Raw genomic sequence first — 21,010 nt, 5'->3', positions numbered from 1 at the left:
TTGTGATTCAACTTCTCCAAGAGACAAGCAACATGACAAATTCAGCCCGGTTGCAACCGCACTCCCCTCGCCGCAGACGCATGATCTTGGGCGGTCTTGCATTGGCAGCCGCGCCACTGAGCCATGCGCAAGGTGGCAATGAAGCGCCTGTGCGCCTGGTCGTGCCGTTCACGCCGGGCACGGGCATCGACCTGATCGCTCGCCAGATTGCGGCACCGCTCTCGGGGCGTCTCAAACGGCCCTTCTTCGTGGACAACAAAGCCGGGGCCTCGGGAATCATCGGCACACAGGAGGTCGTGCGTGCACCTGCCGATGGCTCCACTCTGCTGGTCAGCGTCAACACGCTGGTCATGAACATGGCGCTCTATCCCAAGCAGGGCTTCAACCCACTGACCGATCTGCAGCCCGTGAGCCAGACCAGTTGGGGGCAACTGCTGCTCGTGGCCAGCTCCGGATCGAAGATCGAATCGCTCAAGGATCTGATGGATCGGGCCAAGGCCAAGCCCGGCGCGCTCGACTACGGCTCGCCCGGTGCGGGCACGCCGCATCACCTGGCCATGGAGCTGCTCAAGAGCCGCGCCAAGGTTTCGCTCACGCACATCAGTTACCGCGGCACGGCGCCCGCCGTGATCGACCTGCTGGGCGGGCAGATCGACGCCATGTTCCTGCCGATCCACGTCGCGCTACAGCACGTGAAGGCAGGCAAGCTCAAGGCGCTGGCCATCAGCTCCGACACGCCGCACCCCCTGCTGCCCGAAGTGCCCTCGCTGGGCAGCCTCAAGCTGGGCAATCTGAATGTCGACATGTGGTACGGCGTATTTGCCCCTGCAGGCACGCCCCGCGCGTTCGTGGATCGGCTCAACACGGAGCTGCGCGACGTGCTGGCCCAGCCTTCGGTCGCCAAGTCTTTCGAGACCCAGGGCATGACGCCGACCCACAGCACGCCCGATGCCTTCCGCAAGCTGGTGACGGCGGACGCCAAGCGCTGGGCCGACCTGATCAAGTCGCAGGGCATCACGGCAGAGTAAAGAAAGCAATCAACACAATGAACAACGAACAAGCCATGGCAGCTCAACAAGACGCGGAAGTGGTCATCGTCGGCGGTGGGCCGGTCGGCATGGGATTGGCCATCGAACTAGGCCAGCGCGGCGTGCGGGTGGTGGTCGTGGAGCGCTATCCCACGCCGCAGCCCATCCCCAAAGGCCAGAACCTGACCCAGCGAACCATGGAGCATTTCCACTTCTGGGGTGCAGAAAAGCAGTTGCGTGCCGCGCGCACCATCCCCGTGGAATATGGCATTGGCGGGCTGACTGCGCATGGCACGCTCCTGGGTCCGCATACCTATGACTGGCTGCAGCGCGACCTGGTCAAGCCTTACTACTTCACCGGCAACGAACGGCTGCCGCAGTACGCGACCGAGGCCGTACTGCGCGCCCGCGTGGCCGAGCTGCCTTGTGTCGAGACGATATACGGCTGGGAAGCGAAGAGCGTGACGCAGGATGCCGATGGCGTATCGGTCACCATCGCCGAGCGCGGCGCAGCAGGTGGCGAGCGCGTGCTGCGCTGCTCCTACGCGGTCGGCTCGGACGGTGCCCGCTCCGTCGTGCGCGAGCATGCTGGCATCACGCAAACCCGCACCGACCATGATCGCATGATGGTATTGCTCGTGTTCCGCTCGCATGGGCTGCACGAGTTACTGCAACGCTATCCCGGCAAGTCCTACTACAACGTGCTGCAGCCCGAACTCAAGGGCTATTGGAAGTTCTTCGGCCGCGTGGATCTGGGCAGCACCTGGTTCTTTCACGCCCCCGTGCCGCCGGGCACCACCAAGGACAACTTCGACTTCGCGGCCTATCTGCACGAAGCGGTGGGCGCAGAGTTCGATGTCGATTTCGAGCACGTCGGCTTCTGGGATCTGCGTTTCATGCTGGCTGACAGCTACCGCCAGGGCCGGGTTTTCGTGGCCGGCGATGCAGCGCACAGCCACCCTCCTTACGGCGGCTACGGCGTCAACTCAGGGCTCGAAGATGCGCGCAATCTGGGCTGGAAACTGGCTGCCACCGTGCAAGGCTGGGGCGGCGAGCACCTGCTCGACTCGTATGACGCAGAGCGCCGCCCCGTGTTCGCTTCGACGATGCGGGATTTCATCGCCAAGTCCATCGACACCGACCGCGAATTCCTGGACACCCACGACCCGGCTCGTGACCTTGCCGCCTTCGAGGCCGCCTGGAAGGCTCGGGCGCAAGGAGCTGTCGGCGAAGTGCATGCATTCGAGCCTCACTATGAAGGCTCAGCCGTGGTCTGGGGCAGTGATGGCTGCAACAGCAGCGCCAAAGGATCGCACAGATTTGACGCCAAGCCCGGTCACCACCTGGCCCCGGCCGTGCTTCCCTCGGGCCGCAATGTGTTTGAAGAGATGGGCCATGGTTTCTCTCTGCTGGCGTTCGGCGCCACCAGCGAGGCGGTGCAGGCCTTCCGTGATGCGGCCGCCGACAGAGCCCTTCCTCTGACTGTCGTGGAAGCCAAGGGCACTGGTGAGCACGAACGCTACGAAGCCAAACTGGTGCTGGTGCGCCCGGATCAGTTCGTCGCCTGGACAAGCAACGACGCCGATGTGCCGGCGGATCAGGCCCGTCGGGCGCTGGACACGGCCGTGGGATCCGTGCAGGAGAAGGCTGTCGCCTGATGCATCACCACCTGGGCCGGACTGCGGCTCAGGTGGTGCGGCGCCCCAGCCGCAGGCTGGCCCTGCCTCACCATCGCAAGAGAGCGGGTGGCCCGATCTGATGAATCTCAAAAAAACCTTTGTGCGAATCACCGCGCCGTAGGCATCTGCGGGCTCAAGCGGTCTGATGCGCACCACCTTCCGCTCGATGGGCGAAGGGACTTCCTAGCGCCCGGACCACTCGGGCAGCGCGACAAGCTCGTTGGCATCTGCATCGAGCTTGAACACAGAAACCGCCAGGACCAACTGCTGCGCCTGCATTTTCAGGCTCTCCGCCGCCGCAGCGCCTTCTTCCACGAGCGCGGCGTTTTGCTGCGTGAACTGGTCCAGTTGCCCGACCGCGTTGACCACCTGCTGGATGCCGTTGCTTTGCTCTACCGTGGCCGCTGTGATTTGCGAGACGATGTCGCTGACCTCGCGAATCGAGGACACGATCTCATCCATGGTCTTGCCGGCGCTATCGACCAGCGCAGTCCCCTGCCCCACCTGGTCGACGTTGCGCTGGATCAGCCCCTTGATCTCCTTGGCCGCCTGTGCGCTGCGCTGCGCGAGGGTGCGAACCTCTCCGGCCACCACCGCGAAACCGCGCCCTTGCTCGCCCGCCCGCGCGGCTTCCACCGCTGCGTTGAGCGCCAGGATGTTGGTCTGGAAGGCAATGCCGTCGATCACGCCGATGATGTCGCCAATGGTTCGGCCGCTCTCGCTGATGCCCTGCATCGTGGTCACGACTTGCCCGACCACCTCACCACCCCGCGTTGCAATCACCGCAGCGCTCTGGGCCAGGTGATTGGCGCGCTGGGCATTGTCGGCATTGGTCTGCACCGTCGCGCCCAGCTGCTCCAGCGTGGCCGCCGTTTCCTGCAATGCGCTCGCTTGCTGTTCGGTGCGTTGACTCAGGTCGGCATTGCCCGTCGCGATCTGGTTGGAACCCGTCGCAATGCTGTCGCTGCTGGAACGTACGCGCTGGATGATGTCCACCAGGCTGGTCGTCATCCGGCTCAATGCGAGCAAAAGCCGGCTGAATTCGTCGCGCCCTGTTGGCGGTTCTGCGGCGTTGCTGAGCTGACCGCTTGCCACCGACTCGGCCATTCCCACCGCCTGGGCGAGCGGGCCCTTCATGCCTCGCACGATCAGGGCGCCGTAGAGCAGCGTCAGGAAGACGGCCACAGCGCATGCGCTCACCACCACCAGGCTGGTCGTGCGAATGGTGGCCGCCGTTTCTTCGGCGGTGGTCCGCACGCGCGCCTGGCTGGTCTCTACTGCCTTGGTCACGGCACCGATCAGTTGCGTCGCCAGCTTCGCACCTTCCGAGCGGGTGCGTTCGGCCGCTTCGCTGTCGCGCCCCTCGCGCATCAACTGCACCGTGTCCCGGCGAAATTTCTGCCAGGCGTCCAGCGAGCGCCGAACTTCGTCGAGCTGCTCACTGGGCACGCCCTCCGTCTGGCGCACGTCGGCCAGATCCTTGTCGATGGAGGCCTCCAGGCTTGGGATTGATGCAGTAGCGGCATCCAGCATCTGGGGAGACTTGGCCAGCGCAACGTCCTTCATCGCCCGGTGAATGCGTATGACCTTGCCATCGATCGACTGCATTTTGCTGCTGGCCAGAAAATCGCGCTCCACCATGGAGTTGACGACATTGGTAATCAGGTTTCCCTGAAAAACCGCCACCCCGGTCAGCACCACCAGCAGCACTGCCGAGAGAACAAAACCAGAAATAACCCTCGATGCAATCGGAAGTCTATTGATTACAAACATTCAGACTCCTAGTCTTCAGTTTTAAAATGTATTTACTGGTGCAAATGGTATCCCACCGAAGAAGTTACGACCATGATGCGATCAAGGACCAGCACCGCTTGCAAAGGCGTTGAACTTCAACCTACTTCCGAGCTATCAAAGACAAACCAGCATTGCGCCAGCGAATTCCACAGGGCGGATTCTCACGAAAGATTTAAATTAACCGTCTGAATCGTCTGTTTTTAGTAACAATCAATTGAAATTCAGGCGACACCGGCATAAATGCAGATGAATCAGCACCAAATCCCACGATTGAAAAGTGCCATATCGAGTCAAATCATGGGCGCGGCTATTAAATTTAAATGCATCCGATAAATATGTTTTCACTCAAGCAATATACGCATTATTAGTATATTCTATGAATAGATTTTTATTCAAACCGGATTATCATTGCGCATTAATCGTGCAGACCAGCCCGCACGAATCACGACGTCTTATGGCGCGATGAGCCAGCGGTGCCATCGACTGCAGGCAGCCCTGACTTCAGCAGTTCCCATACCGCTCGAATCCGAGTCTGGTGCTGGGCCTCTGCGGCCATGCTCATCCAGAAAGTCCGCATGAAGCGCGCCTCCTGCGGCAAGACCCTGTCCAGCACGGGATCCCGGTCGGCGATGAAAGCGGGCAGCACCGCCAGTCCGGAGCCTACTTTGACTGCCTCGTACTGCGCGGTAACGCTGGTGCTGCGGAACGCAAATCTTGCGGGCTTGTGCAGTGCATCCAGAAACTGCAGTTCCTTGGTGAAGAGTAGATCGTCCACATAGCTCACGAAGGCGTGGTGCCGCAGATCTTCCCGCGTGCGGATCAGCGGGCGGCGGGCCAGGTATTCGCGCTGGCCGTAGAGGTACAGGCTGTAGTCCGTGAGTTTGGTAACGATCACCGAGCCGCGCGTCGGGCGCTCCAGCGAAATCACGATATCGGCCTCTCGGCGGCTCAGGTGCAGCAAGCGCGGCAGGGCCAGCAGGTCGATGGTGAGCCCGGGGTGTTTCTGCGTCAGCTTTGCCAGGTGCGGCGCCAGGACCAACGTGCCGAAGCCTTCCGTGGCGCCCACCCGCACCAGGCCCGTCGGGCCGCCTCCTTGAGCGGGCACTGCGCGCTCGACGCCCAGCACGGCGGCTTCCATGGCTTCGACGGCGGGCAGCAGCTGTCGCCCGGCTTCCGTCAGTCGGTGGCCGCCGGCATCACGGGCGAACAGGGCGGCGCCCATCTGCTTTTCCAGCGCCTGAATGCGGCGCGCGACCGTGGTGTGCTCCACACCGGCGCGGCGCGCGGCGGCGGCCAGCGTGCCGCAGCGGGCCAGTTCCAGAAAGTAACGCAGGTTGTCCCAGTCCATGAATGCAGGTCTCCGGTCAATGGCGGCGCGTAGAGAAATGCAAATGTTTGAATGTGCAAATTTGCAGAGCCAAGGTGCACGATTGTCTATTGCCCCAGCAATTTCGCACAGATACGATGCACCGTTGCTGGCACAGCGCCACCTACACCCAGAACCATCAGGAGACAAAGCAATGAACGCACCCCAGTCCACCGCCGTGCTGGCACCCACCGTCAAGCTGCTGATCGGCGGCCAATTTGTCGAATCGAAGACCACGCAGTGGCGCGACGTGGTGAACCCCGCCACGCAGGAGGTGCTGGCGCGCGTGCCGTTCGCCACGCCTGAGGAGATCGACGCGGCCGTTGCCTCGGGCAAGGAGGCGTTCAAGACCTGGAAGAAGACCCCCATCGGCGCGCGTGCCCGCATCTTCCTTAAGTACCAACAGCTGATTCGCGAAAACATGGCCGAGCTGGCCGCGATCCTGACGGCCGAGCAAGGCAAGACGCTGCCCGACGCCGAGGGCGATGTGTTCAGGGGGCTGGAGGTGGTGGAACACGCCAGCGCCATCGGCAACCTGCAGCTGGGCGAGCTGGCCAACAACGTCGCCAACGGCGTGGACACGTACACGCTGATGCAGCCGCTGGGCGTGTGCGCGGGCATCACGCCGTTCAACTTCCCGGCCATGATTCCGCTGTGGATGTTCCCCATGGCCATCGCCACGGGCAACACCTTCGTGCTGAAGCCGTCCGAGCAGGATCCCATGGTGACCATGCGCCTTTGCGAACTGGCGCTGGAAGCCGGTGTGCCCCCGGGCGTGCTGAACGTGGTGCACGGCGGCGAAGACGCGGTGAACGCCATCTGCGACCACCCGGACATCAAGGCGATCAGCTTCGTCGGCTCCACCAAGGTGGGCACGCACGTGTACAACCGCGCCAGCCTGAACGGCAAGCGCGTGCAATGCATGATGGGCGCGAAGAACCACGCCATCGTCATGCCCGACGCGAATAAAGAGCAGACGCTCAACGCCCTGGCCGGAGCCGCCTTCGGCGCTGCGGGCCAGCGCTGCATGGCGCTGTCGGTGGTGGTGCTGGTGGGCGAAGCGCAGCAATGGATTCCCGATCTGGTCGCCAAGGCCAAGACGCTCAAGGTGAGCGGCGGTGCGGAAAAAGGCACCGACGTGGGCCCGCTGGTGTCGTGCGCTGCCAAGGACCGGGTGGAGAGTCTGATCGAGCGTGGCATTGCCGACGGCGCCAAGCTGGAACTGGACGGCCGCAAGCCGCAAGTGGCCGGCTATGAGACCGGCAACTTCGTCGGACCCACGGTGTTCAGCGGCGTCAAGCCCGGCATGACGATCTATGACCAGGAAGTCTTCGGCCCCGTGCTGTGCCTGGGTGCTGCGGCGGACATCGACGAAGCGATTGCCTTCATCAACGACAACCCGAACGGCAACGGCACCGCCATCTTCACGCAGTCGGGCGCAGCGGCACGCAAGTTCCAGGAAGAGATCGACGTGGGCCAGGTGGGCATCAACGTGCCGATTCCAGTGCCCGTGCCGCTGTTCTCGTTCTCGGGCTCGCGCGCTTCCAAGCTGGGCGACCTGGGGCCGTACGGCAAGCAGGTCGTGCTGTTCTACACGCAGACCAAGACGGTCACTGCGCGGTGGTTCGATGACAGCACGATTTCGCACGGCGTCAATACCACCATTAGTTTGAAGTAAGGCTGGGGCGCTGTGCCCAGGCTTCGACAAGCTCAGCCCGAACGGGTGTGTGGGTGCGAACCTGGGGTTGAGACGCCAGCTGCGCGCGCATCTGCACTGCTCCACCATGCGCCTGCGCGCGCGTCTGCACTGTTTGACCATGGCACGCACCCTCACCGTTCGGCCTGAGCCTGTCGAAGGCCCTCCAAGCCGCTGGCTGGCGGTGTTAAAACAAGCCATGCAATGCAATCGAACATGGATGGAAGTGGCAGGTTGGAATGCAGCAGCCGTGCTGGCGGGCACGGTAATGCTCCTCTGCCCCCCAGCCCACGCCCAGGCCGGCGCTGCCTGCCACGCGGGCGGCACGGTGGCTGAGACCAACGCCTGCGCAGTGCAGGACTTTCAGGCGGCCGACACCGACATCAGCGTGCTTTATGGCGACATGATGCGCGCGCTGTCGGCCCACGAGCGCCCGCAGCTGCGCCAGGAGCAGTCGGCCTGGCAGCGCGAGCGCATCACGCGCTGCAAGCAGGCGCAACGTGCAGCAGAAGCCGCACCCGAATGGCCCCGCCTGTACCACGCCTGCCTGCTGGCCGAAACCCAGGCGCGACGCGCGGGCCTGATGCGCTGGCTGCGGGTGGACGGCAACCCGGCCGACAAGCCCTGATCCGCACCGACGAGCTGCACAAGAACAACGAACGACGCAGGAGACACCATGGACTTTGAGCTGACCGAGGAGCAACGCGCCTTTGCCGACACCGCCCGCGAATTCGCCCGCGCCGAGCTGGCGCCGCACGCCGCCGAGTGGGACGCGCAGAGCACCTTCCCGCGCGATGCCATCGGCAAGGCGGGCGAGCTGGGTTTCTGCGGCCTCTACGCGCCCGAGAACGCGGGCGGCCTCGCCCTGCCCCGGCTCGACGCCACGCTGGTGTTTGAAGAAATGGCGGCCATCGACCCTTCCACCACCGCTTTCATCACCATCCACAACATGGCGACCTGGATGCTGGGCACCTGGGCCACCGATGCGGTGCGGGGCCACTGGGGCCCGCTGCTGACCAGCGGCGATAAGCTGGCGAGCTACTGCCTGACCGAGCCCGGCGCGGGCTCCGACGCCGCATCGCTCAAGACCCGCGCAGAGCTCGTGGGTGGCGAATACGTCATCAACGGCGCCAAGGCCTTCATCAGCGGCGCGGGCGCCACCGACGTGCTGGTGCTGATGGCGCGCACCGGCGACGCGCAATCGGGCGCTGCCGGCATCAGCGCCTTCGCCGTGCCTGCCGATGCGCCGGGCATCCAGTACGGCAAGAAGGAAGAAAAGATGGGCTGGAACAGCCAGCCCACGCGCACCATCAGCTTTGACAACGTGCGCATTCCGGCCGACCACCTGCTGGGCCGCGAGGGCGAAGGTTTCAAGATCGCGATGAAGGGCCTGGACGGCGGGCGCATCAACATCGCCACCTGCTCGGTGGGCGCGGCGCAGGGCGCGCTGAACGCGGCGCAGCAATACATGCAGGACCGCAAGCAGTTCGGCAAACCCATCGCCAGCTTTCAGGCGCTGCAGTTCAAGCTGGCCGACATGGCGACCGAGCTGGTCGCCGCGCGGCAGATGGTGCGGCTGGCTGCCAGCAAGCTGGACGCCGGTGCGCGCGATGCCTCCACTTATTGCGCCATGGCCAAGCGCTTTGCCACCGATGCGGGCTTTACCGTCATCAACGAGGCGCTGCAGCTGCACGGCGGCTACGGATACATCCGCGAATACCCGCTGGAGCGCCTGCTGCGCGACGCGCGCGTGCACCAGATTCTGGAAGGCACGAACGAGATCATGCGGGTCATCATTGCGCGGCGCATGCTGGAAGGCGACGCGCCTGAGGCCATCCGCTGATGCTGCTCACTATTCTTTTGATAGCTGCTAACGCTTGATGATCAAGCGCTAGCGGCAAATTTGACCTAAAAATCATGAACGCTCCGCTGCACACCACCGTTCTGGCCGTCCACCGCGACAGCGAGCACCGGTTTTCCAAAGAGCCCGTGCCATCGATCGTGCTGGAAGCGGGCCTGGGTGTTGTCGGCGACGCGCATTACGGCCGCACCGTGCAGCACCGCTCGCGCATCAAAGCCAACCCGGACCAGCCCAATCTGCGGCAGGTGCACCTCATCTCCGCTTCGCTGCTGGACCATCTGCTGGACTTGGGCTTCGTCGTCGCAGCTGGCGAACTGGGCGAGAACATCACCCTGCAATCCGCGCCCCGACTGCATTGGGATGACCTGTTCGCGCTGCCACTGGGCACGCAACTGCACTTTGCGCAGGGCGCCGTGGTGGAACTCACCGGCCTGCGCAATCCGTGCAGCCAGATCGACCGGTTTCAGCGCGGCCTGCTGGCCGCGACGCTGGACAAGGACGCGGCCGGCAAGCTGGTGCGCAAGACTGGCGTGATGGCCATCGTGGTGGCCGGCGGCCCCATCGGTGGCGGCGATGCCGTGCAGGTGCGCCTGCCCGCGCTGCCGCACCGCGCCATGGAGTGCGTGTAGAGATGCCCGCACGCCCGATGGCCGACGAAACGCTGCGCCTGATCGGCGCCGTGGGTGACGCGCTGGCGCACCGCAACGACGTGGAGGAACGCACCATGTTCGGCTACCACTGCTTTTTTGTGGGCGGCAAGCTGTGCATCGGCGTCAAGGGCGACGAACTCCTGGTGCGCCTGCCGCCCGAGCGCCACGCGGAGTTTCAAGAAATGCAGAGCACGCGAGAGCTGTCGCCGGGCGGCCGCATGCTGGGCTACTTCTGTGTGGAACCGGATGGCTATGCCACGCGTGCGCAATGGGCTTTCTGGATCGATGAAGCCCTGGCCTACAACCCGCGCGCCAAGGCGTCACCGCGCCGCAAGCGGGCCAAGGCGTCTGCAACCACGCCATCGCCAGGCAGCGGCAGGTCGACAGCCAAGAAGGCCGCTGAACCCAAGCGCCACAGCATTTTCGAAGCGGACGAATGAATCAGCCAAAAATAGCAGTCTTATTGGCCTCCAGCGCTTGACCATCAAGCGCCAGCAGCTATCAAAACAATATCAATTCATCAACAACCAACGGAGACAAACCATGAAAATCGCATTCATCGGCCTGGGCAACATGGGCGGCCCCATGGCGCTGAATCTGCACAAGGCCGGCCACGACGTGGGCGCGTTCGACCTGTCCCAACCCGCGCGCGACAAGCTGGCGGCAGATGGCGTGCGCATTGCGGCAGACGCCGCCAGTTGCGTGACCGGCGCCGAAGTCGTCGTCAGCATGCTGCCGGCCAGCCAGCATGTCGAGGCGCTCTTTCTGGGCAATGACAAGCAACCCGGACTGCTGCCGTTGCTGGCCGCTGGCACGCTGGTGATCGACTGCTCCACCATTGCTGCGGCCACGTCGCGCAAGGTGGCAGATGCCGCCAAGGCCCGGGGCATCGCCTTCATCGATGCGCCGGTGTCGGGCGGCACCGGCGGCGCCATCGCCGGCACGCTGACCTTCATGGTGGGTGCCGATGCGGCCGACCTGGAGCGGGCCCGCCCGCTGCTGGAAAAGATGGGCGCCAACATCTTCCACGCCGGCGACGTGGGCGCGGGCCAGACGGCCAAGATCTGCAACAACATGCTGCTGGGCATCCTCATGGCAGGCACCAGCGAGGCGATTGCGCTGGGCGTGGCCAACGGGCTCGACCCCAAGGTGCTCAGCGAGATCATGCGGCGGAGTTCGGGCGGCAACTGGGCGCTGGAAAAGTACAACCCGTGGCCCGGCGTGATGGAAACCGCGCCCGCCAGCAAGGGCTACGCGGGCGGCTTCGGCACCGACCTGATGCTCAAGGACTTGGGCCTGGCGCAGGAAAACGCCACGGCCGTGAAAGCCGCCACGCCGCTGGGCGGGCTGGCGCGATCGATCTACGCGGCGCACAGCATCGCGGGGCATGGGGCGGAGGACTTCTCCAGCGTGGTGAAGATGCTGCAGAAAAAGGGCTGACCTTGTGACGCCTGCGGGCGCAGAGCCAGGAAGCGCTGTTGTGCCTGCTCCTTCAGCGGCGGACCTTGTGCAAGGCCGCTATCGAAACCAGAGCTGGTAGCGCTTGATTTACTTGGCTTTCAATACGAATTGCATAGAAATCGCCCGTTAGTCAAGCGCTAGCAGCTACTAATTTCATAGTGCATGCGCCCCCGTTCTGATCAACGTGGGTGCAGCAACATGCGGTCTTTCTTTATTTCCACGTCGAAGTGGCGCAAAAAATTCTGGCCCAGCAGCGCGTCCCCCTCGTCCTCGCCCGTGTAGCCCGTGCCCACGCGCAGGCCTGACACGGCCAGCGAACGCACTGTCACCGAATCGGCCGTCCTCACCCAACCCTCGCGCGTGCCGTTGGCCGTCCGAAAGGTGGTGCGCTCGCCGCCGGAGAGGCCCGCCTTGCGGGCCAGCGCATCGGTCACGCTGACCAGGCTGGCGCCGGTGTCCACCAAAAACATGACTGGCTGGCCGTTGATGCTACCGGCCACCCGAAAGTGGCCGTCGCGATGACGAGGAATGACCAGCGACCCGTCGGACTGCACCTTGGCCGCGCTCGGCCGCTGCACCTGCTGCATCGCCAGGTACAGCAGGCCCATCACCACCAGCCAGAACGCCAAAATGCCCAGCGTGCCCGTGCGCGCAAATCGGCGCGTGCGCTGGGCGCCGGCTTCTTGTGCGTCTTCGATATCGGCATGGGACGTTGCAGGTTTGCTCCAGCGTTCGGGGAGTTTGCTCATGGTGCGCAGATGGCCTCGTGTTCGGATGGCGAGCGCCAAGTATGGCCGAGCCGCCGCGCGGAGCCGGTACGCCCCTGGCTTGGTTTCGGCCGCATATCCGCAAATGCCCAATTACCATCCACGCAATGCCCTCGCCTTCACTGATCCCACCCTCACTGCCGCTGGCCGCGCCGAAATCGCTGGCCGATCTGTTCTGGTCCTTCACCTGGCTGGCGCTGCAGGGCTTCGGCGGCGTGCTGGCCGTGGTGCAGCGCGAGCTGGTGGACAAAAAGCGCTGGATGACCAACGACGAGTTCATCGAGGACTGGGCCGTCGCGCAGATCCTGCCCGGCCCGAACGTGGTCAACCTGGCCATCATGGTCGGCGACCGGCACTTTGGGCTGCGCGGCGCGCTGGTGGCCGTTGCCGGCATGCTGGCGCTGCCGCTTGTACTGGTGTTGGCGCTGGCCATGGTGTATGCCAGCTTCTCGTCGCTGCCGGCTGTCGCCGGCGCGCTGCGCGGCATGGGCGCGGTGGCGGCCGGGTTGGTAGCGGCCGTGGGCTGCAAGCTGGCGGCGCCGCTGGTGCGCCATCCGCTGGGGCCGTGGCTGTGCGGCGCGCTGGCGCTGGCCACCTTCATCGCCATGGTGATGCTGCGCGTGCCGCTTCTGTGGATCTTGCTGGTGATCGGCGGCACGGCCTGCTTGCTGACCTGGCGCCGGCTGGAGGGCGCCCGGCCATGACGCCCCTCGTGCTTGACCTGCAGGCGGCCGACTGGCTGCATCTCTTTGGCTACTACCTGTCGCTGTCGCTGCTGGCGGTGGGCGGCGCCATTGCCGCCGCGCCCGAGATGCACCGCTACCTCATCGGCCAGCAGGGTTGGCTGACCGACGCGCAGTTCAGCGCATCCGTCGCACTCGCGCAATCGGCGCCGGGCCCCAACGTGCTGTTCGTCGCCTTGCTGGGCTGGAACATCGGCCTGAACGCCGGCGGCAGCGGCGCGGCCGGCTGGGCGATGGGCGCCTTGGGCGTGCTGCTGTGCATGGTCGGCATCATGCTGCCCAGCAGCCTGCTGGCCTGGGTGGCCACCCGCTGGGCGCACCGCAACCGCGAGCGCCGCTCGGTGCGCGCCTTCAAGCAGGGCATGGCGCCGGTGGTCATCGGCCTGCTGCTGGCCACCGCCTGGGTGCTGGGCAGCGCGCACGGCACCCCTGCGACCGACTGGCGGCTGTGGTGCGTGACGGCGCTGACGACGGTGCTGGTGTGGCGCACCAAGGTGCATTTGCTGTGGCTGCTGGGCGCCGGCGCGGTGCTGGGCGCGCTGGGCTGGGTGTGAAGAATCATCCCAGGCACGCTGCAGCATTGCCGCAGCGCACCATGGGGCCATCGGGGCGCGGGCAAGAATGGGCGTGCCGCAGTAGCAAGCTGGTTTGCTCGCCCCGCCACGCGCACCGTTTCGTTCGTCCACTTTTCAAGGAACTGATCCGATGACCACCCCTACCCTTCGCTCACTCGGCCGGTCCGGCCTGCAGGTGTCGCCGCTGTGCTTTGGCGGCAACGTGTTCGGCTGGACGGTGGACGAGGCCACCTCGTTCTCGTTGCTGGACGCCTGGGTCCATGCCGGCTTCAACTTCGTCGACACGGCCGACGTGTATTCGCGCTGGGTGCCGGGCCACACCGGCGGTGAATCGGAAACGGTGATCGGTAAATGGCTCAAGGCCACCGGCAAACGCGACCGCATCGTGCTGGCCACCAAGGTCGGCAAAGACATGGGCAATGGCAAGGTCGGCTTGAAGCCCGCGTACATCCGCCAAGCGGTGGAAGACTCGCTGCGGCGCCTGCAGACCGACGTGATCGACCTGTACCAGTCGCATGACGACGACACCGGCACGCCGCTGGAAGACACGCTGGGCGCCTATGCCGACCTGATCCAGGCCGGCAAGGTGCGCGCCATCGGTGCGTCCAACTACAGCGCGGCGCGCCTGGCCGAAGCGCTGGACACCAGCGCCCGCATGGGCCTGCCGCGCTATGAAAGCCTGCAGCCGCTGTACAACCTGATCGACCGTGCGGTGTTTGAAGAGTCGCTGCGGCCGCTGTGCGTGGAACACGGCGTGGGCGTCATCAACTTCTATGCACTGGCCGCCGGGTTCTTGACCGGGAAATACCGCAGCCAGGAAGACGCGAGCAAGAGCACGCGCGGGCCGAACACCGTCGGCAAATATTTGAATGACCGCGGCCTGCGCATCCTGGCGGAACTCGACGAAGTGGCCGAGCGCTACGAGGCCACGCCCGGCCAGGTGGCCCTGGCCTGGCAGATCGCGCAGCCGGGCATCACGGCGCCCATCGCCAGTGCCACGTCGCTGGAGCAGCTGGAGCAATTGGTGCGCGGGGCGCAGCTCAAGCTGGATGCGGACGCGCTGGAATCACTGAGCCAGGCCAGCGCCGAAGACCAGGCCGTCGACGCCTGAAGCGGAAACGAACTGCGTCAGCCGCGCTGGCGCAGCGCTTCGTACAGGCACACGCCGCTGGCGACTGACACGTTCAGGCTTTCCACGGCACCCTTCATGGGGATGGATACCAGCTCGTCGCAGTTCTTGCGAGTGAGTTGGCGCATGCCGTCGCCCTCGGCGCCCAGCACCAGCGCCACGGGGCCTTTCAAGTCCACCTGATAGATCGTCTTGGGCGCGTCGTCGCTGGTGCCGATGCACCAGATGTTGCGCTCCTTCAATTCGCCCAGCGTGCGCGACAGGTTGGTGACCATGAAGTACGGCATGGTCTCCGCCGCGCCGCTGGCCACTTTGGCCACCGTGGCGTTGATGCCGACGGCATGGTCCTTCGGCGCGATGACCGCATGCGCGCCCGCACCATCGGCCACGCGCAGGCAGGCGCCCAGGTTGTGCGGGTCGGTCACGCCGTCCAGCACCAGCAGCAGCGGCTTTTCAATGCCGGCGGCTTCCAGGTCTTCCAGCAGTTCGTCGAGCGAGGTGGCCTGCTTGAGCGTTTCGACGCGCGCAGCCACGCCCTGGTGGCCGTGGCTGCCGGCCAGCTTGGCGATGCGGTCGCTGTCGGCTTCGATCAGGCGGGCGCCGGCCTCGCGGGCACGGTCGAGAAACTGGCGCATGCGCGCGTCGCGGCGCGTGGCTTCGTAGTAGATCTCGATGATGGATTGGGGCGCGGTCTTCAGGCGCACGCCGACGGCGTGAAAGCCGAAGAGAACTTTGGGGCTGGACATGCGGGGATTATCCGCGCGCTGGCTTCCCCCTCGTTTCGCTATATTTTCAATAGCTATCAGCGCTTACGTATCAAGCGCTAGAGGCCAAAAACACTTGAACTCAACCTTCTGCCAGCCGACCCGCATCGATGGTGATGCGCCGCTCGCACTGATCGGCGATGGCCCGGTCGTGCGTGACCAGCACCAGCGTCGTGCCCAGCTCGCGGTTCAGCTCGAACATCAGCCGCATGATGGTGTCGCCGGTGGCGAAGTCCAGGCTGCCGGTGGGCTCGTCGGCCAGCAGCACGGCGGGCTGCACGACGAAGGCGCGGGCCAGCGCCACACGCTGCTGCTCGCCGCCCGACAACACGCGCGGGTAGTGCGACAGGCGCTGGCCCAGGCCGACCCGGGCGAGCATCTCGGCCGCCAGCTTGCGCGCGTCGCGCCGGTCCGCCAGCTCCAGCGGCAGCATCACGTTCTCCAGCGCGGTCAGGTTGCCCATCAGCTGAAAGCTCTGGAACACGAAGCCGACCTTGCGGGCGCGCAGCGCGGCACGCTCGTCCTCGTCCATGGCGAACAGGTCTTGCCCATCGAGCCGCACGGTGCCGCTGGTGGGTGTATCGAGGCCCGCGATGATGGACAGCAGCGTGCTTTTGCCTGAACCCGACGCGCCGACGATGGCGGCGGTTTCCCTGGGCGCCAGGCGGAAATCGATATCCCGCAGAATGTCGAGCGTACCCGTCGAATCCGTCACGGACTTGACCACGTGCTCGACCGCGATGATGGGCGTGCCGGGCACGGACGGAGCGACGGGCGTGGAAGAAGGTTCGGACATGAAAGGGTTTCGGCAGTGATTCGAAAGAAAAGTCGGCGCAACTTTATCGCGGCAGCAACACTGATCGCGGCGGGGGGGCTTTGCGCCCTGCCCGCCTGGGCGCAGACGGCTAACGCGGGTGCGCCTGTGATCCTGGTCGTGGGCGATTCGCTCAGCGCCGAATACGGCCTGGCGCGGGGTGCCGGCTGGGTTGCGCTGCTGGAAAAGAAACTGGCGGAAGAAAAGATCGCGGCGCGGGTGGTGAACGCCAGCGTCAGCGGCGACACGACCTCGGGCGGCCGCTCGCGCCTGCCGGCGCTGCTGGCGCAGCACAAGCCGACACACGTCGTGATCGAGTTGGGCGGCAACGACGCGCTGCGCGGTCTGCCATTGAAGGGAACGGAAGACAACCTGGCCTGGATGGCGCAGGCGGCGCAAAAGGCCGGTGCGAAGGTGCTGCTGGTGGGAATGCAGGTGCCGCCCAATTACGGCGGTGACTATGGTCGCAAATTCAGCGGGGTGTTCCCGGCGGTGGCCAAGGCGCAGAAGACGGCGCTGGTGCCGTTTCTGCTGAGCGGCGTGGCCGATGCGAAGGACCCCACATCGCTCTTTCAGGCGGACCGCATCCACCCACGGGCAGAAGCACACCCGATCATGCTGGCCAATGTGTGGCCGGAGCTGAAAAAGCTGCTGCGTTGAGGGCAGCAGCCACAGGCCCAGCGGCCTGTGAAAAGAGCTTACTGGCCAGCGGCCGGCGTATTGCCAGCATCGGCACCAGCCGCGTCGCCTGGTTGGGCGCTGCCTTGCTGGTGAGGGTCGCTGGAGTACGGCTCGTCAGGCTTGCGGTGTGTTTTGGCCTGCTGCTTTTCCTCTTTTTTCTTCTTTTTGGCGAGTTCACGCTGGCGTTTTTCGTATCCGTAGTTGGGTGTGGCCAAGATGGCTCCTCTTTCTATAAGTGATGGACCAATGTACCAGTTTGGGGCATGGGCCCATCAAAGAGGCCCAAACGCCCGTTGCAGGGCTTGTGCCAGATCGCCGCGCAGGTCTTCCACGGCTTCCAGCCCGATGGAAAAGCGAACCACGGTGCCTGGTTTCAAATGTGGGGCCGGCCGCTCGCGCATGGTGCGCAACTCGTAAGGCACCACCAGGCTCATCGGTCCGCCCCAGCTGTAGCCGAGCTTAAAGAACCGCAAGCTATCGCAGAAGACGTCCACCGCGTCCTGGGAATGACGCTCGTCGATCACCACGCTGAAGAGGCCCGCAGCCAGACCATCGCCGTCCCTTCCACCTTGCTTCAGACCGCACACCGCCTGCCAGTGTGCGTGGCCGGGCGAATCGGCCAGCGCAGGGTGCAGCACCTGCGCCACGGCAGGCTGCTCGCCCATCCAGCGGGCCAGCGTGCGTGCGGCCTGGTCGTGCGCCGCATAGCGCAGCGCCATGCTGGGCAGTGAGCGCAGCACCGATTCAACATCGTTGGCGCCCACGCCCAGGCCCAGCCGCATGTGGGCGAGCTTGATGCGCAGGTGCAGCGCCTGGTCGCAGGTGGTAATGCTGCCCATGAGCACGTCGCCGCCACCGCTGGGGTATTTGGTCAATGCGTGCACGGAGATGTCCACGCCGAGCGTGCCGTCGCCGAGCAGGTCGAAGGGCGCGAAGGCCAGGCCGGCGCCCCAAGTGTTGTCGAGCGCTGAGGTCACACCCCGCGTGCGGCAGATGCGGACCTGCTCGGCCAGGTCGGGAAATTCCATCGTGACCGAGCCTGGAGCCTCCAGCCAAACCAGCCGCGTGGCGGGAGTAATGCGCGCGGCCAGGTCGGCGGGGTCGAGCGGGTCGTAGATGACATGGCGAATGCCGTACTGGCGCAGCTCTGCTTCGGCCAGCGCCTTGCTGGGGCCATAGGCGTTGTCGGGAATCAACACCTCATCGCCTGAGCGCAGCAGGGCCAGCGACACGTTGGCGATGGCTGCCAGCCCGCTGGGCACCAGAAGGCACTGCCCTGCGCCCTCCAGCGTGGCCAGTCGCTCTTCCAGCTGGTACGTGGTGGGCGTGCCGTGCAGGCCGTAGGTATAGCTGGTCTTGTCCTTCCATTCGCGCGCGCGCATGGCGGCTACGTTAGGGAATATGACGGTGGAAGCCTTGTACACAGGCGGCTGCGGAGCAACAAAGCCTGCAGGCGCTTGGTAGGCGTGGTGCACCAGGCGGGTGGTCAAAGCGTCTGCCACTTCCGTAGCGGCCGATGACGTATCAGACGAATAAGCGTTCATGCAGCGATGGTAATCGCCGCATGAACGCTCTAAACCCAATGGGTTGACTGCCCTCTATTAACGGGCAGCCGGAAAAGGTGTCAACCCGTAGTGATGGTCAGCTGGTTGACCACAGCATTCACACCTTGCACGTCGCGAGCGATCTTCTCAGCGCGATCACGTGCTGGGGCCGTTTTGACGGGTCCATTCAACGTGACGATGCCGTTGCGAGTGTCGACGTCGATCTTCACTGCGCTCAACTCTTCGTCCTTGGCCAGCCCTGCCGACACCTTGGCGGTAATGCCTGCGTCGTCCATGACTGCCGCCGCATTGGCTGCGGCCGTGCGTGTGGCGGCGCCCGCGTCGTTGGCCGCGATTTCCATTTTCTTTTGCGCATCGGCTGCCACTTGTTCCGTCTTGGCGACTGCGGCGTCCAGCTTTTGGCCGGCGGTCTGGTCGCCGCTGTTGCGGTCGCAGGCAACCAAGCCTAACGTCATCGCCACGGCGCAAGCCAAGCCCCCCATGCGCAGCGTGGGACGGATCGAATTTTGGTTTGTGTTCATAAGGGTCTCCTTGCACATCGAGATGGTGTTGCCTGAATTTAGATGGGAGCGCTCCTGCGACAGGTGGGAGCGCGCCGAAGCTGCCGTAGGACAAGGTTGTGGGTCGTTTGGCCCGCCGCACAGCCGAATTCACGGCGAGGTGCGAGACTGCGCGCGCGGAACGACAATCGCTGCATGACTTCTTTTCGCGCAATGGTGCTGCACCGATGGTTTCCGTTTCTTGCCTGGCCCAGACCTGACCGTAACCTGCTGCGCGGCGACTTTTGGGCCGGCATGACGGTAGGCCTGATGCTGGTGCCGCAGGGCGTGGCCTACGCAGCTCTGGCCGGCATGCCACTGGTGACAGGCATCTACGCGTCACTGTTGCCCGCGCTCGTCGCGGTGCTGTGGAGCTCGTCCACGCGTTTGGGCGTGGGCCCGACCGCACTGACCAGCCTGCTGATCGGCGCTTCGCTCACCGGCATGGCGGAGCCTGGCAGTGCGCATTGGGTGGCGCTGGCAGCGTGGATGGCCATGCTGTCCGGCCTGGTGCAGGTGGTGCTAGGGGCAGCCCGGTTCGGCTGGCTGCTGAATCTGGTCACTTCGCCTGTGCTCAACGGGTTCACCCAGGCTGCGGCGTTGTTGATCCTCGCATCGCAGCTGCCCGCCCTGCTGGGCTTGCGCACCAGCTGGCATGCGGTGGCGGTGAACCCGTCGGTACACCATTTCGATCCGGCCGCACTCGCGTTCGGGCTGGGCAGCCTGGCGCTGCTGATTGCCGCTCGGCGCTGGCGGTCGAGCTTTCCGGCAGCCATCGTGGTTGTGGCAGCAGCGGCAGCTGCCAGTTGGGCCATGGGATATGCGGATGCACATGGCGCCGTGGTCGGCCACCTGCCAGCCGGTTTGCCATCGCCCTACTGGCCCGAATGGCTGTCGTGGGACGAGTTCGGTGGCCTGCTGCTGCCGGTGCTGGTCGTCACGCTGGTGAGCTTTCTGGAAACGGCCTCCAGCGCCAAGGTGGAACACAGCAAGGGCGGCACGCGCTGGAACGAGAACCAGGATCTGATCGCCCACGGCATGGCCAAGATCAGCTCGGGCCTGTGCGGCAGCTTTGCCACCAGCGCGTCGTTTTCCCGCTCGGCCATCAACCTGTATGCGGGCGCCAAAAGCGGCTGGGCCACGCTGTTCGCGTTGCTGCTGGTGCTGGCCGTTTTGCTGTGGCTCACGCCCGGCCTCTACCACGTGCCGCAGTCGGTCCTGGCGGCGGTTGTCGTCACCGCGGTGACCGGACTCATCAAACCGGTGGGCATGTGGCGGCTGGCGCGTGTATCAAAGGTGGAGGCCGCCATCGGCGGCATCACCTTCGCACTGACGCTGGCGACCGCGCCGCGCATGTACTGGGGTGTGCTGGCAGGCATGTTCATGAGCCTGGCGTACTTTCTATATCAGCGGCTGCATCCGCGCATCATCGAAGTCGGCATGCACCCCGACGGCAGCCTGCGCGACAGGCACCTGTGGCAGCTGCCCGCACTGGCGCCGAATCTGCTGGCGCTGCGCATGGATGCGGAACTGGACTTCGCCTCCGCGGCCGCCCTGGAGCGCCGCGTGGCTGAGCACCTGGCGCAGCATTCCGACGTGCGGCATGTCTGTCTTTTTGCGCTGCCGATCAACCGGGTAGACGTGACAGGCGCTGAAACCTTCGCCCGGCTCAAGCTGCTGGTCGAGGCGCGAGGCGGCATGCTGCACGTGAGCGGCCTGAAACTGCCGGCCGAACAGGTCTTGCGCCGCGCTGGCCTGCTGGATCCGGCCCCGCATCTGGCCATGTACCGCACCGACGCCGAAGCCATGGCGGCGTTGCAACGATCGGCCCTCGCCTGAGCATTGGAAAGCGCCCAGCCGCAGGCAGCACTGCTACACTCGAATAAGACTTGTTTGTT

The 21,010-nt window shown here is 65.0% G+C and carries 21 protein-coding genes; 13 read left to right on the top strand and 8 right to left on the bottom strand.

Annotation, left to right across the window (positions count from 1 at the left end; all coding sequences use genetic code 11):
* Positions 1-32: 32 nt before the first annotated feature.
* Both RQI28_RS00795 and RQI28_RS00790 read left to right on the top strand, forming a co-directional pair.
* On the top strand, positions 33-1,028 hold the full coding sequence (locus RQI28_RS00795) for a Bug family tripartite tricarboxylate transporter substrate binding protein (RefSeq protein WP_404976958.1): 996 nt from the start codon (positions 33-35) through the stop codon (positions 1,026-1,028).
* 17 nt (positions 1,029-1,045) lie between these two features.
* On the top strand, positions 1,046-2,686 hold the full coding sequence (locus tag RQI28_RS00790) for an FAD-dependent monooxygenase (RefSeq protein WP_311230403.1): 1,641 nt from the start codon (positions 1,046-1,048) through the stop codon (positions 2,684-2,686).
* Between the two features lie 204 nt (positions 2,687-2,890).
* Here the strand turns inward: RQI28_RS00790 and RQI28_RS00785 are convergent, their stop codons facing one another.
* The gene (locus RQI28_RS00785) at positions 2,891-4,480 is read right to left on the bottom strand and encodes a methyl-accepting chemotaxis protein (RefSeq protein WP_311220699.1); all 1,590 of its coding nucleotides are present in this window, start codon (positions 4,478-4,480) and stop codon (positions 2,891-2,893) included.
* Positions 4,481-4,943: 463 nt separating this feature from the next.
* Positions 4,944-5,849, bottom strand: coding sequence for a LysR family transcriptional regulator (locus RQI28_RS00780; protein WP_311220698.1), 906 nt, complete (start codon positions 5,847-5,849; stop codon positions 4,944-4,946).
* A 172-nt stretch (positions 5,850-6,021) separates the two neighbouring features.
* Between RQI28_RS00780 and RQI28_RS00775 the strand changes: the two genes are divergently transcribed.
* From RQI28_RS00775 to mmsB, 6 genes are all read left to right on the top strand, one after another.
* Positions 6,022-7,545, top strand: a complete 1,524-nt coding sequence (locus RQI28_RS00775; protein ID WP_311220697.1) for a CoA-acylating methylmalonate-semialdehyde dehydrogenase — start codon at positions 6,022-6,024, stop codon at positions 7,543-7,545.
* 217 nt (positions 7,546-7,762) lie between these two features.
* A complete protein-coding gene (locus tag RQI28_RS00770) occupies positions 7,763-8,191 on the top strand; it encodes a lysozyme inhibitor LprI family protein (RefSeq protein ID WP_404976859.1) in 429 nt (142 codons plus the stop codon).
* A gap of 48 nt (positions 8,192-8,239) precedes the next feature.
* Positions 8,240-9,406, top strand: a complete 1,167-nt coding sequence (locus tag RQI28_RS00765) for an acyl-CoA dehydrogenase family protein (protein WP_311220695.1) — start codon at positions 8,240-8,242, stop codon at positions 9,404-9,406.
* A 74-nt stretch (positions 9,407-9,480) separates the two neighbouring features.
* Positions 9,481-10,053 carry an MOSC domain-containing protein gene (locus RQI28_RS00760; protein WP_311220694.1) on the top strand — a complete coding sequence of 191 codons (573 nt, stop codon included), beginning with the start codon at positions 9,481-9,483 and terminating at the stop codon, positions 10,051-10,053.
* 2 nt (positions 10,054-10,055) lie between these two features.
* Positions 10,056-10,514: a TfoX/Sxy family protein gene (locus tag RQI28_RS00755; protein ID WP_311220693.1), complete on the top strand. Its 459-nt coding sequence runs from the start codon at positions 10,056-10,058 to the stop codon at positions 10,512-10,514.
* A 103-nt stretch (positions 10,515-10,617) separates the two neighbouring features.
* A complete protein-coding gene (mmsB, locus tag RQI28_RS00750) occupies positions 10,618-11,514 on the top strand; it encodes a 3-hydroxyisobutyrate dehydrogenase (protein WP_311220692.1) in 897 nt (298 codons plus the stop codon).
* A 200-nt stretch (positions 11,515-11,714) separates the two neighbouring features.
* Here mmsB and RQI28_RS00745 read toward each other — a convergent pair whose 3' ends face one another.
* Positions 11,715-12,284 (bottom strand): retropepsin-like aspartic protease, encoded by a 570-nt coding sequence (locus tag RQI28_RS00745; protein WP_311220691.1) that lies wholly within the window; start codon positions 12,282-12,284, stop codon positions 11,715-11,717.
* 125 nt (positions 12,285-12,409) lie between these two features.
* Between RQI28_RS00745 and RQI28_RS00740 the strand changes: the two genes are divergently transcribed.
* From RQI28_RS00740 to RQI28_RS00730, 3 genes are all read left to right on the top strand, one after another.
* Positions 12,410-13,006 (top strand): chromate transporter, encoded by a 597-nt coding sequence (locus tag RQI28_RS00740; protein WP_311220690.1) that lies wholly within the window; start codon positions 12,410-12,412, stop codon positions 13,004-13,006.
* Positions 13,003-13,599: a chromate transporter gene (locus RQI28_RS00735; RefSeq protein ID WP_311220689.1), complete on the top strand. Its 597-nt coding sequence runs from the start codon at positions 13,003-13,005 to the stop codon at positions 13,597-13,599. The genes RQI28_RS00740 and RQI28_RS00735 overlap by 4 nt, the downstream gene beginning before the upstream one ends.
* 151 nt (positions 13,600-13,750) lie before the next feature.
* The gene (locus tag RQI28_RS00730) at positions 13,751-14,731 is read left to right on the top strand and encodes an aldo/keto reductase (RefSeq protein WP_311220688.1); all 981 of its coding nucleotides are present in this window, start codon (positions 13,751-13,753) and stop codon (positions 14,729-14,731) included.
* A gap of 17 nt (positions 14,732-14,748) precedes the next feature.
* On the opposite strand, the gene rlmB is transcribed toward RQI28_RS00730, so the two are convergent.
* Both rlmB and RQI28_RS00720 read right to left on the bottom strand, forming a co-directional pair.
* Positions 14,749-15,495 (bottom strand): 23S rRNA (guanosine(2251)-2'-O)-methyltransferase RlmB, encoded by a 747-nt coding sequence (gene rlmB, locus RQI28_RS00725; RefSeq protein WP_311220687.1) that lies wholly within the window; start codon positions 15,493-15,495, stop codon positions 14,749-14,751.
* A gap of 100 nt (positions 15,496-15,595) precedes the next feature.
* The gene (locus tag RQI28_RS00720) at positions 15,596-16,309 is read right to left on the bottom strand and encodes an ABC transporter ATP-binding protein (protein ID WP_311220686.1); all 714 of its coding nucleotides are present in this window, start codon (positions 16,307-16,309) and stop codon (positions 15,596-15,598) included.
* Between the two features lie 15 nt (positions 16,310-16,324).
* Between RQI28_RS00720 and RQI28_RS00715 the strand changes: the two genes are divergently transcribed.
* Positions 16,325-16,987 (top strand): arylesterase, encoded by a 663-nt coding sequence (locus RQI28_RS00715; RefSeq protein WP_404976850.1) that lies wholly within the window; start codon positions 16,325-16,327, stop codon positions 16,985-16,987.
* Between the two features lie 38 nt (positions 16,988-17,025).
* Here the strand turns inward: RQI28_RS00715 and RQI28_RS00710 are convergent, their stop codons facing one another.
* From RQI28_RS00710 to RQI28_RS00700, 3 genes are all read right to left on the bottom strand, one after another.
* Positions 17,026-17,223, bottom strand: a complete 198-nt coding sequence (locus RQI28_RS00710; RefSeq protein ID WP_311220685.1) for a hypothetical protein — start codon at positions 17,221-17,223, stop codon at positions 17,026-17,028.
* A gap of 57 nt (positions 17,224-17,280) precedes the next feature.
* Positions 17,281-18,552, bottom strand: a complete 1,272-nt coding sequence (locus RQI28_RS00705; protein WP_311220684.1) for a PLP-dependent transferase — start codon at positions 18,550-18,552, stop codon at positions 17,281-17,283.
* 80 nt (positions 18,553-18,632) lie between these two features.
* The gene (locus RQI28_RS00700) at positions 18,633-19,094 is read right to left on the bottom strand and encodes a BON domain-containing protein (RefSeq protein ID WP_311220683.1); all 462 of its coding nucleotides are present in this window, start codon (positions 19,092-19,094) and stop codon (positions 18,633-18,635) included.
* Between the two features lie 174 nt (positions 19,095-19,268).
* Between RQI28_RS00700 and RQI28_RS00695 the strand changes: the two genes are divergently transcribed.
* Positions 19,269-20,951: a SulP family inorganic anion transporter gene (locus RQI28_RS00695; protein ID WP_311220682.1), complete on the top strand. Its 1,683-nt coding sequence runs from the start codon at positions 19,269-19,271 to the stop codon at positions 20,949-20,951.
* Positions 20,952-21,010: the final 59 nt, after the last annotated feature.

The organism is Acidovorax sp. WCS2018Noco2-16 (genome assembly GCF_031843945.1).
Lineage (GTDB): Bacteria > Pseudomonadota > Gammaproteobacteria > Burkholderiales > Burkholderiaceae_C > Paracidovorax.
This window is presented reverse-complemented; position numbering and strand designations above follow the sequence as displayed.

Bases quoted from the DNA above. Each gene is read 5' to 3' on its own strand.
- RQI28_RS00795 (WP_404976958.1), top strand. From the start codon at position 33: ATGACAAATTCAGCCCGGTTGCAACCGCACTCCCCTCGCCGCAGACGC.
- RQI28_RS00790 (WP_311230403.1), top strand. From the start codon at position 1,046: ATGAACAACGAACAAGCCATGGCAGCTCAACAAGACGCGGAAGTGGTC.
- RQI28_RS00785 (WP_311220699.1), bottom strand. From the start codon at position 4,480: ATGTTTGTAATCAATAGACTTCCGATTGCATCGAGGGTTATTTCTGGT.
- RQI28_RS00780 (WP_311220698.1), bottom strand. From the start codon at position 5,849: ATGGACTGGGACAACCTGCGTTACTTTCTGGAACTGGCCCGCTGCGGC.
- RQI28_RS00775 (WP_311220697.1), top strand. From the start codon at position 6,022: ATGAACGCACCCCAGTCCACCGCCGTGCTGGCACCCACCGTCAAGCTG.
- RQI28_RS00770 (WP_404976859.1), top strand. From the start codon at position 7,763: ATGCAATGCAATCGAACATGGATGGAAGTGGCAGGTTGGAATGCAGCA.
- RQI28_RS00765 (WP_311220695.1), top strand. From the start codon at position 8,240: ATGGACTTTGAGCTGACCGAGGAGCAACGCGCCTTTGCCGACACCGCC.
- RQI28_RS00760 (WP_311220694.1), top strand. From the start codon at position 9,481: ATGAACGCTCCGCTGCACACCACCGTTCTGGCCGTCCACCGCGACAGC.
- RQI28_RS00755 (WP_311220693.1), top strand. From the start codon at position 10,056: ATGCCCGCACGCCCGATGGCCGACGAAACGCTGCGCCTGATCGGCGCC.
- mmsB (WP_311220692.1), top strand. From the start codon at position 10,618: ATGAAAATCGCATTCATCGGCCTGGGCAACATGGGCGGCCCCATGGCG.
- RQI28_RS00745 (WP_311220691.1), bottom strand. From the start codon at position 12,284: ATGAGCAAACTCCCCGAACGCTGGAGCAAACCTGCAACGTCCCATGCC.
- RQI28_RS00740 (WP_311220690.1), top strand. From the start codon at position 12,410: ATGCCCTCGCCTTCACTGATCCCACCCTCACTGCCGCTGGCCGCGCCG.
- RQI28_RS00735 (WP_311220689.1), top strand. From the start codon at position 13,003: ATGACGCCCCTCGTGCTTGACCTGCAGGCGGCCGACTGGCTGCATCTC.
- RQI28_RS00730 (WP_311220688.1), top strand. From the start codon at position 13,751: ATGACCACCCCTACCCTTCGCTCACTCGGCCGGTCCGGCCTGCAGGTG.
- rlmB (WP_311220687.1), bottom strand. From the start codon at position 15,495: ATGTCCAGCCCCAAAGTTCTCTTCGGCTTTCACGCCGTCGGCGTGCGC.
- RQI28_RS00720 (WP_311220686.1), bottom strand. From the start codon at position 16,309: ATGTCCGAACCTTCTTCCACGCCCGTCGCTCCGTCCGTGCCCGGCACG.
- RQI28_RS00705 (WP_311220684.1), bottom strand. From the start codon at position 18,552: ATGAACGCTTATTCGTCTGATACGTCATCGGCCGCTACGGAAGTGGCA.
- RQI28_RS00700 (WP_311220683.1), bottom strand. From the start codon at position 19,094: ATGAACACAAACCAAAATTCGATCCGTCCCACGCTGCGCATGGGGGGC.
- RQI28_RS00695 (WP_311220682.1), top strand. From the start codon at position 19,269: ATGACTTCTTTTCGCGCAATGGTGCTGCACCGATGGTTTCCGTTTCTT.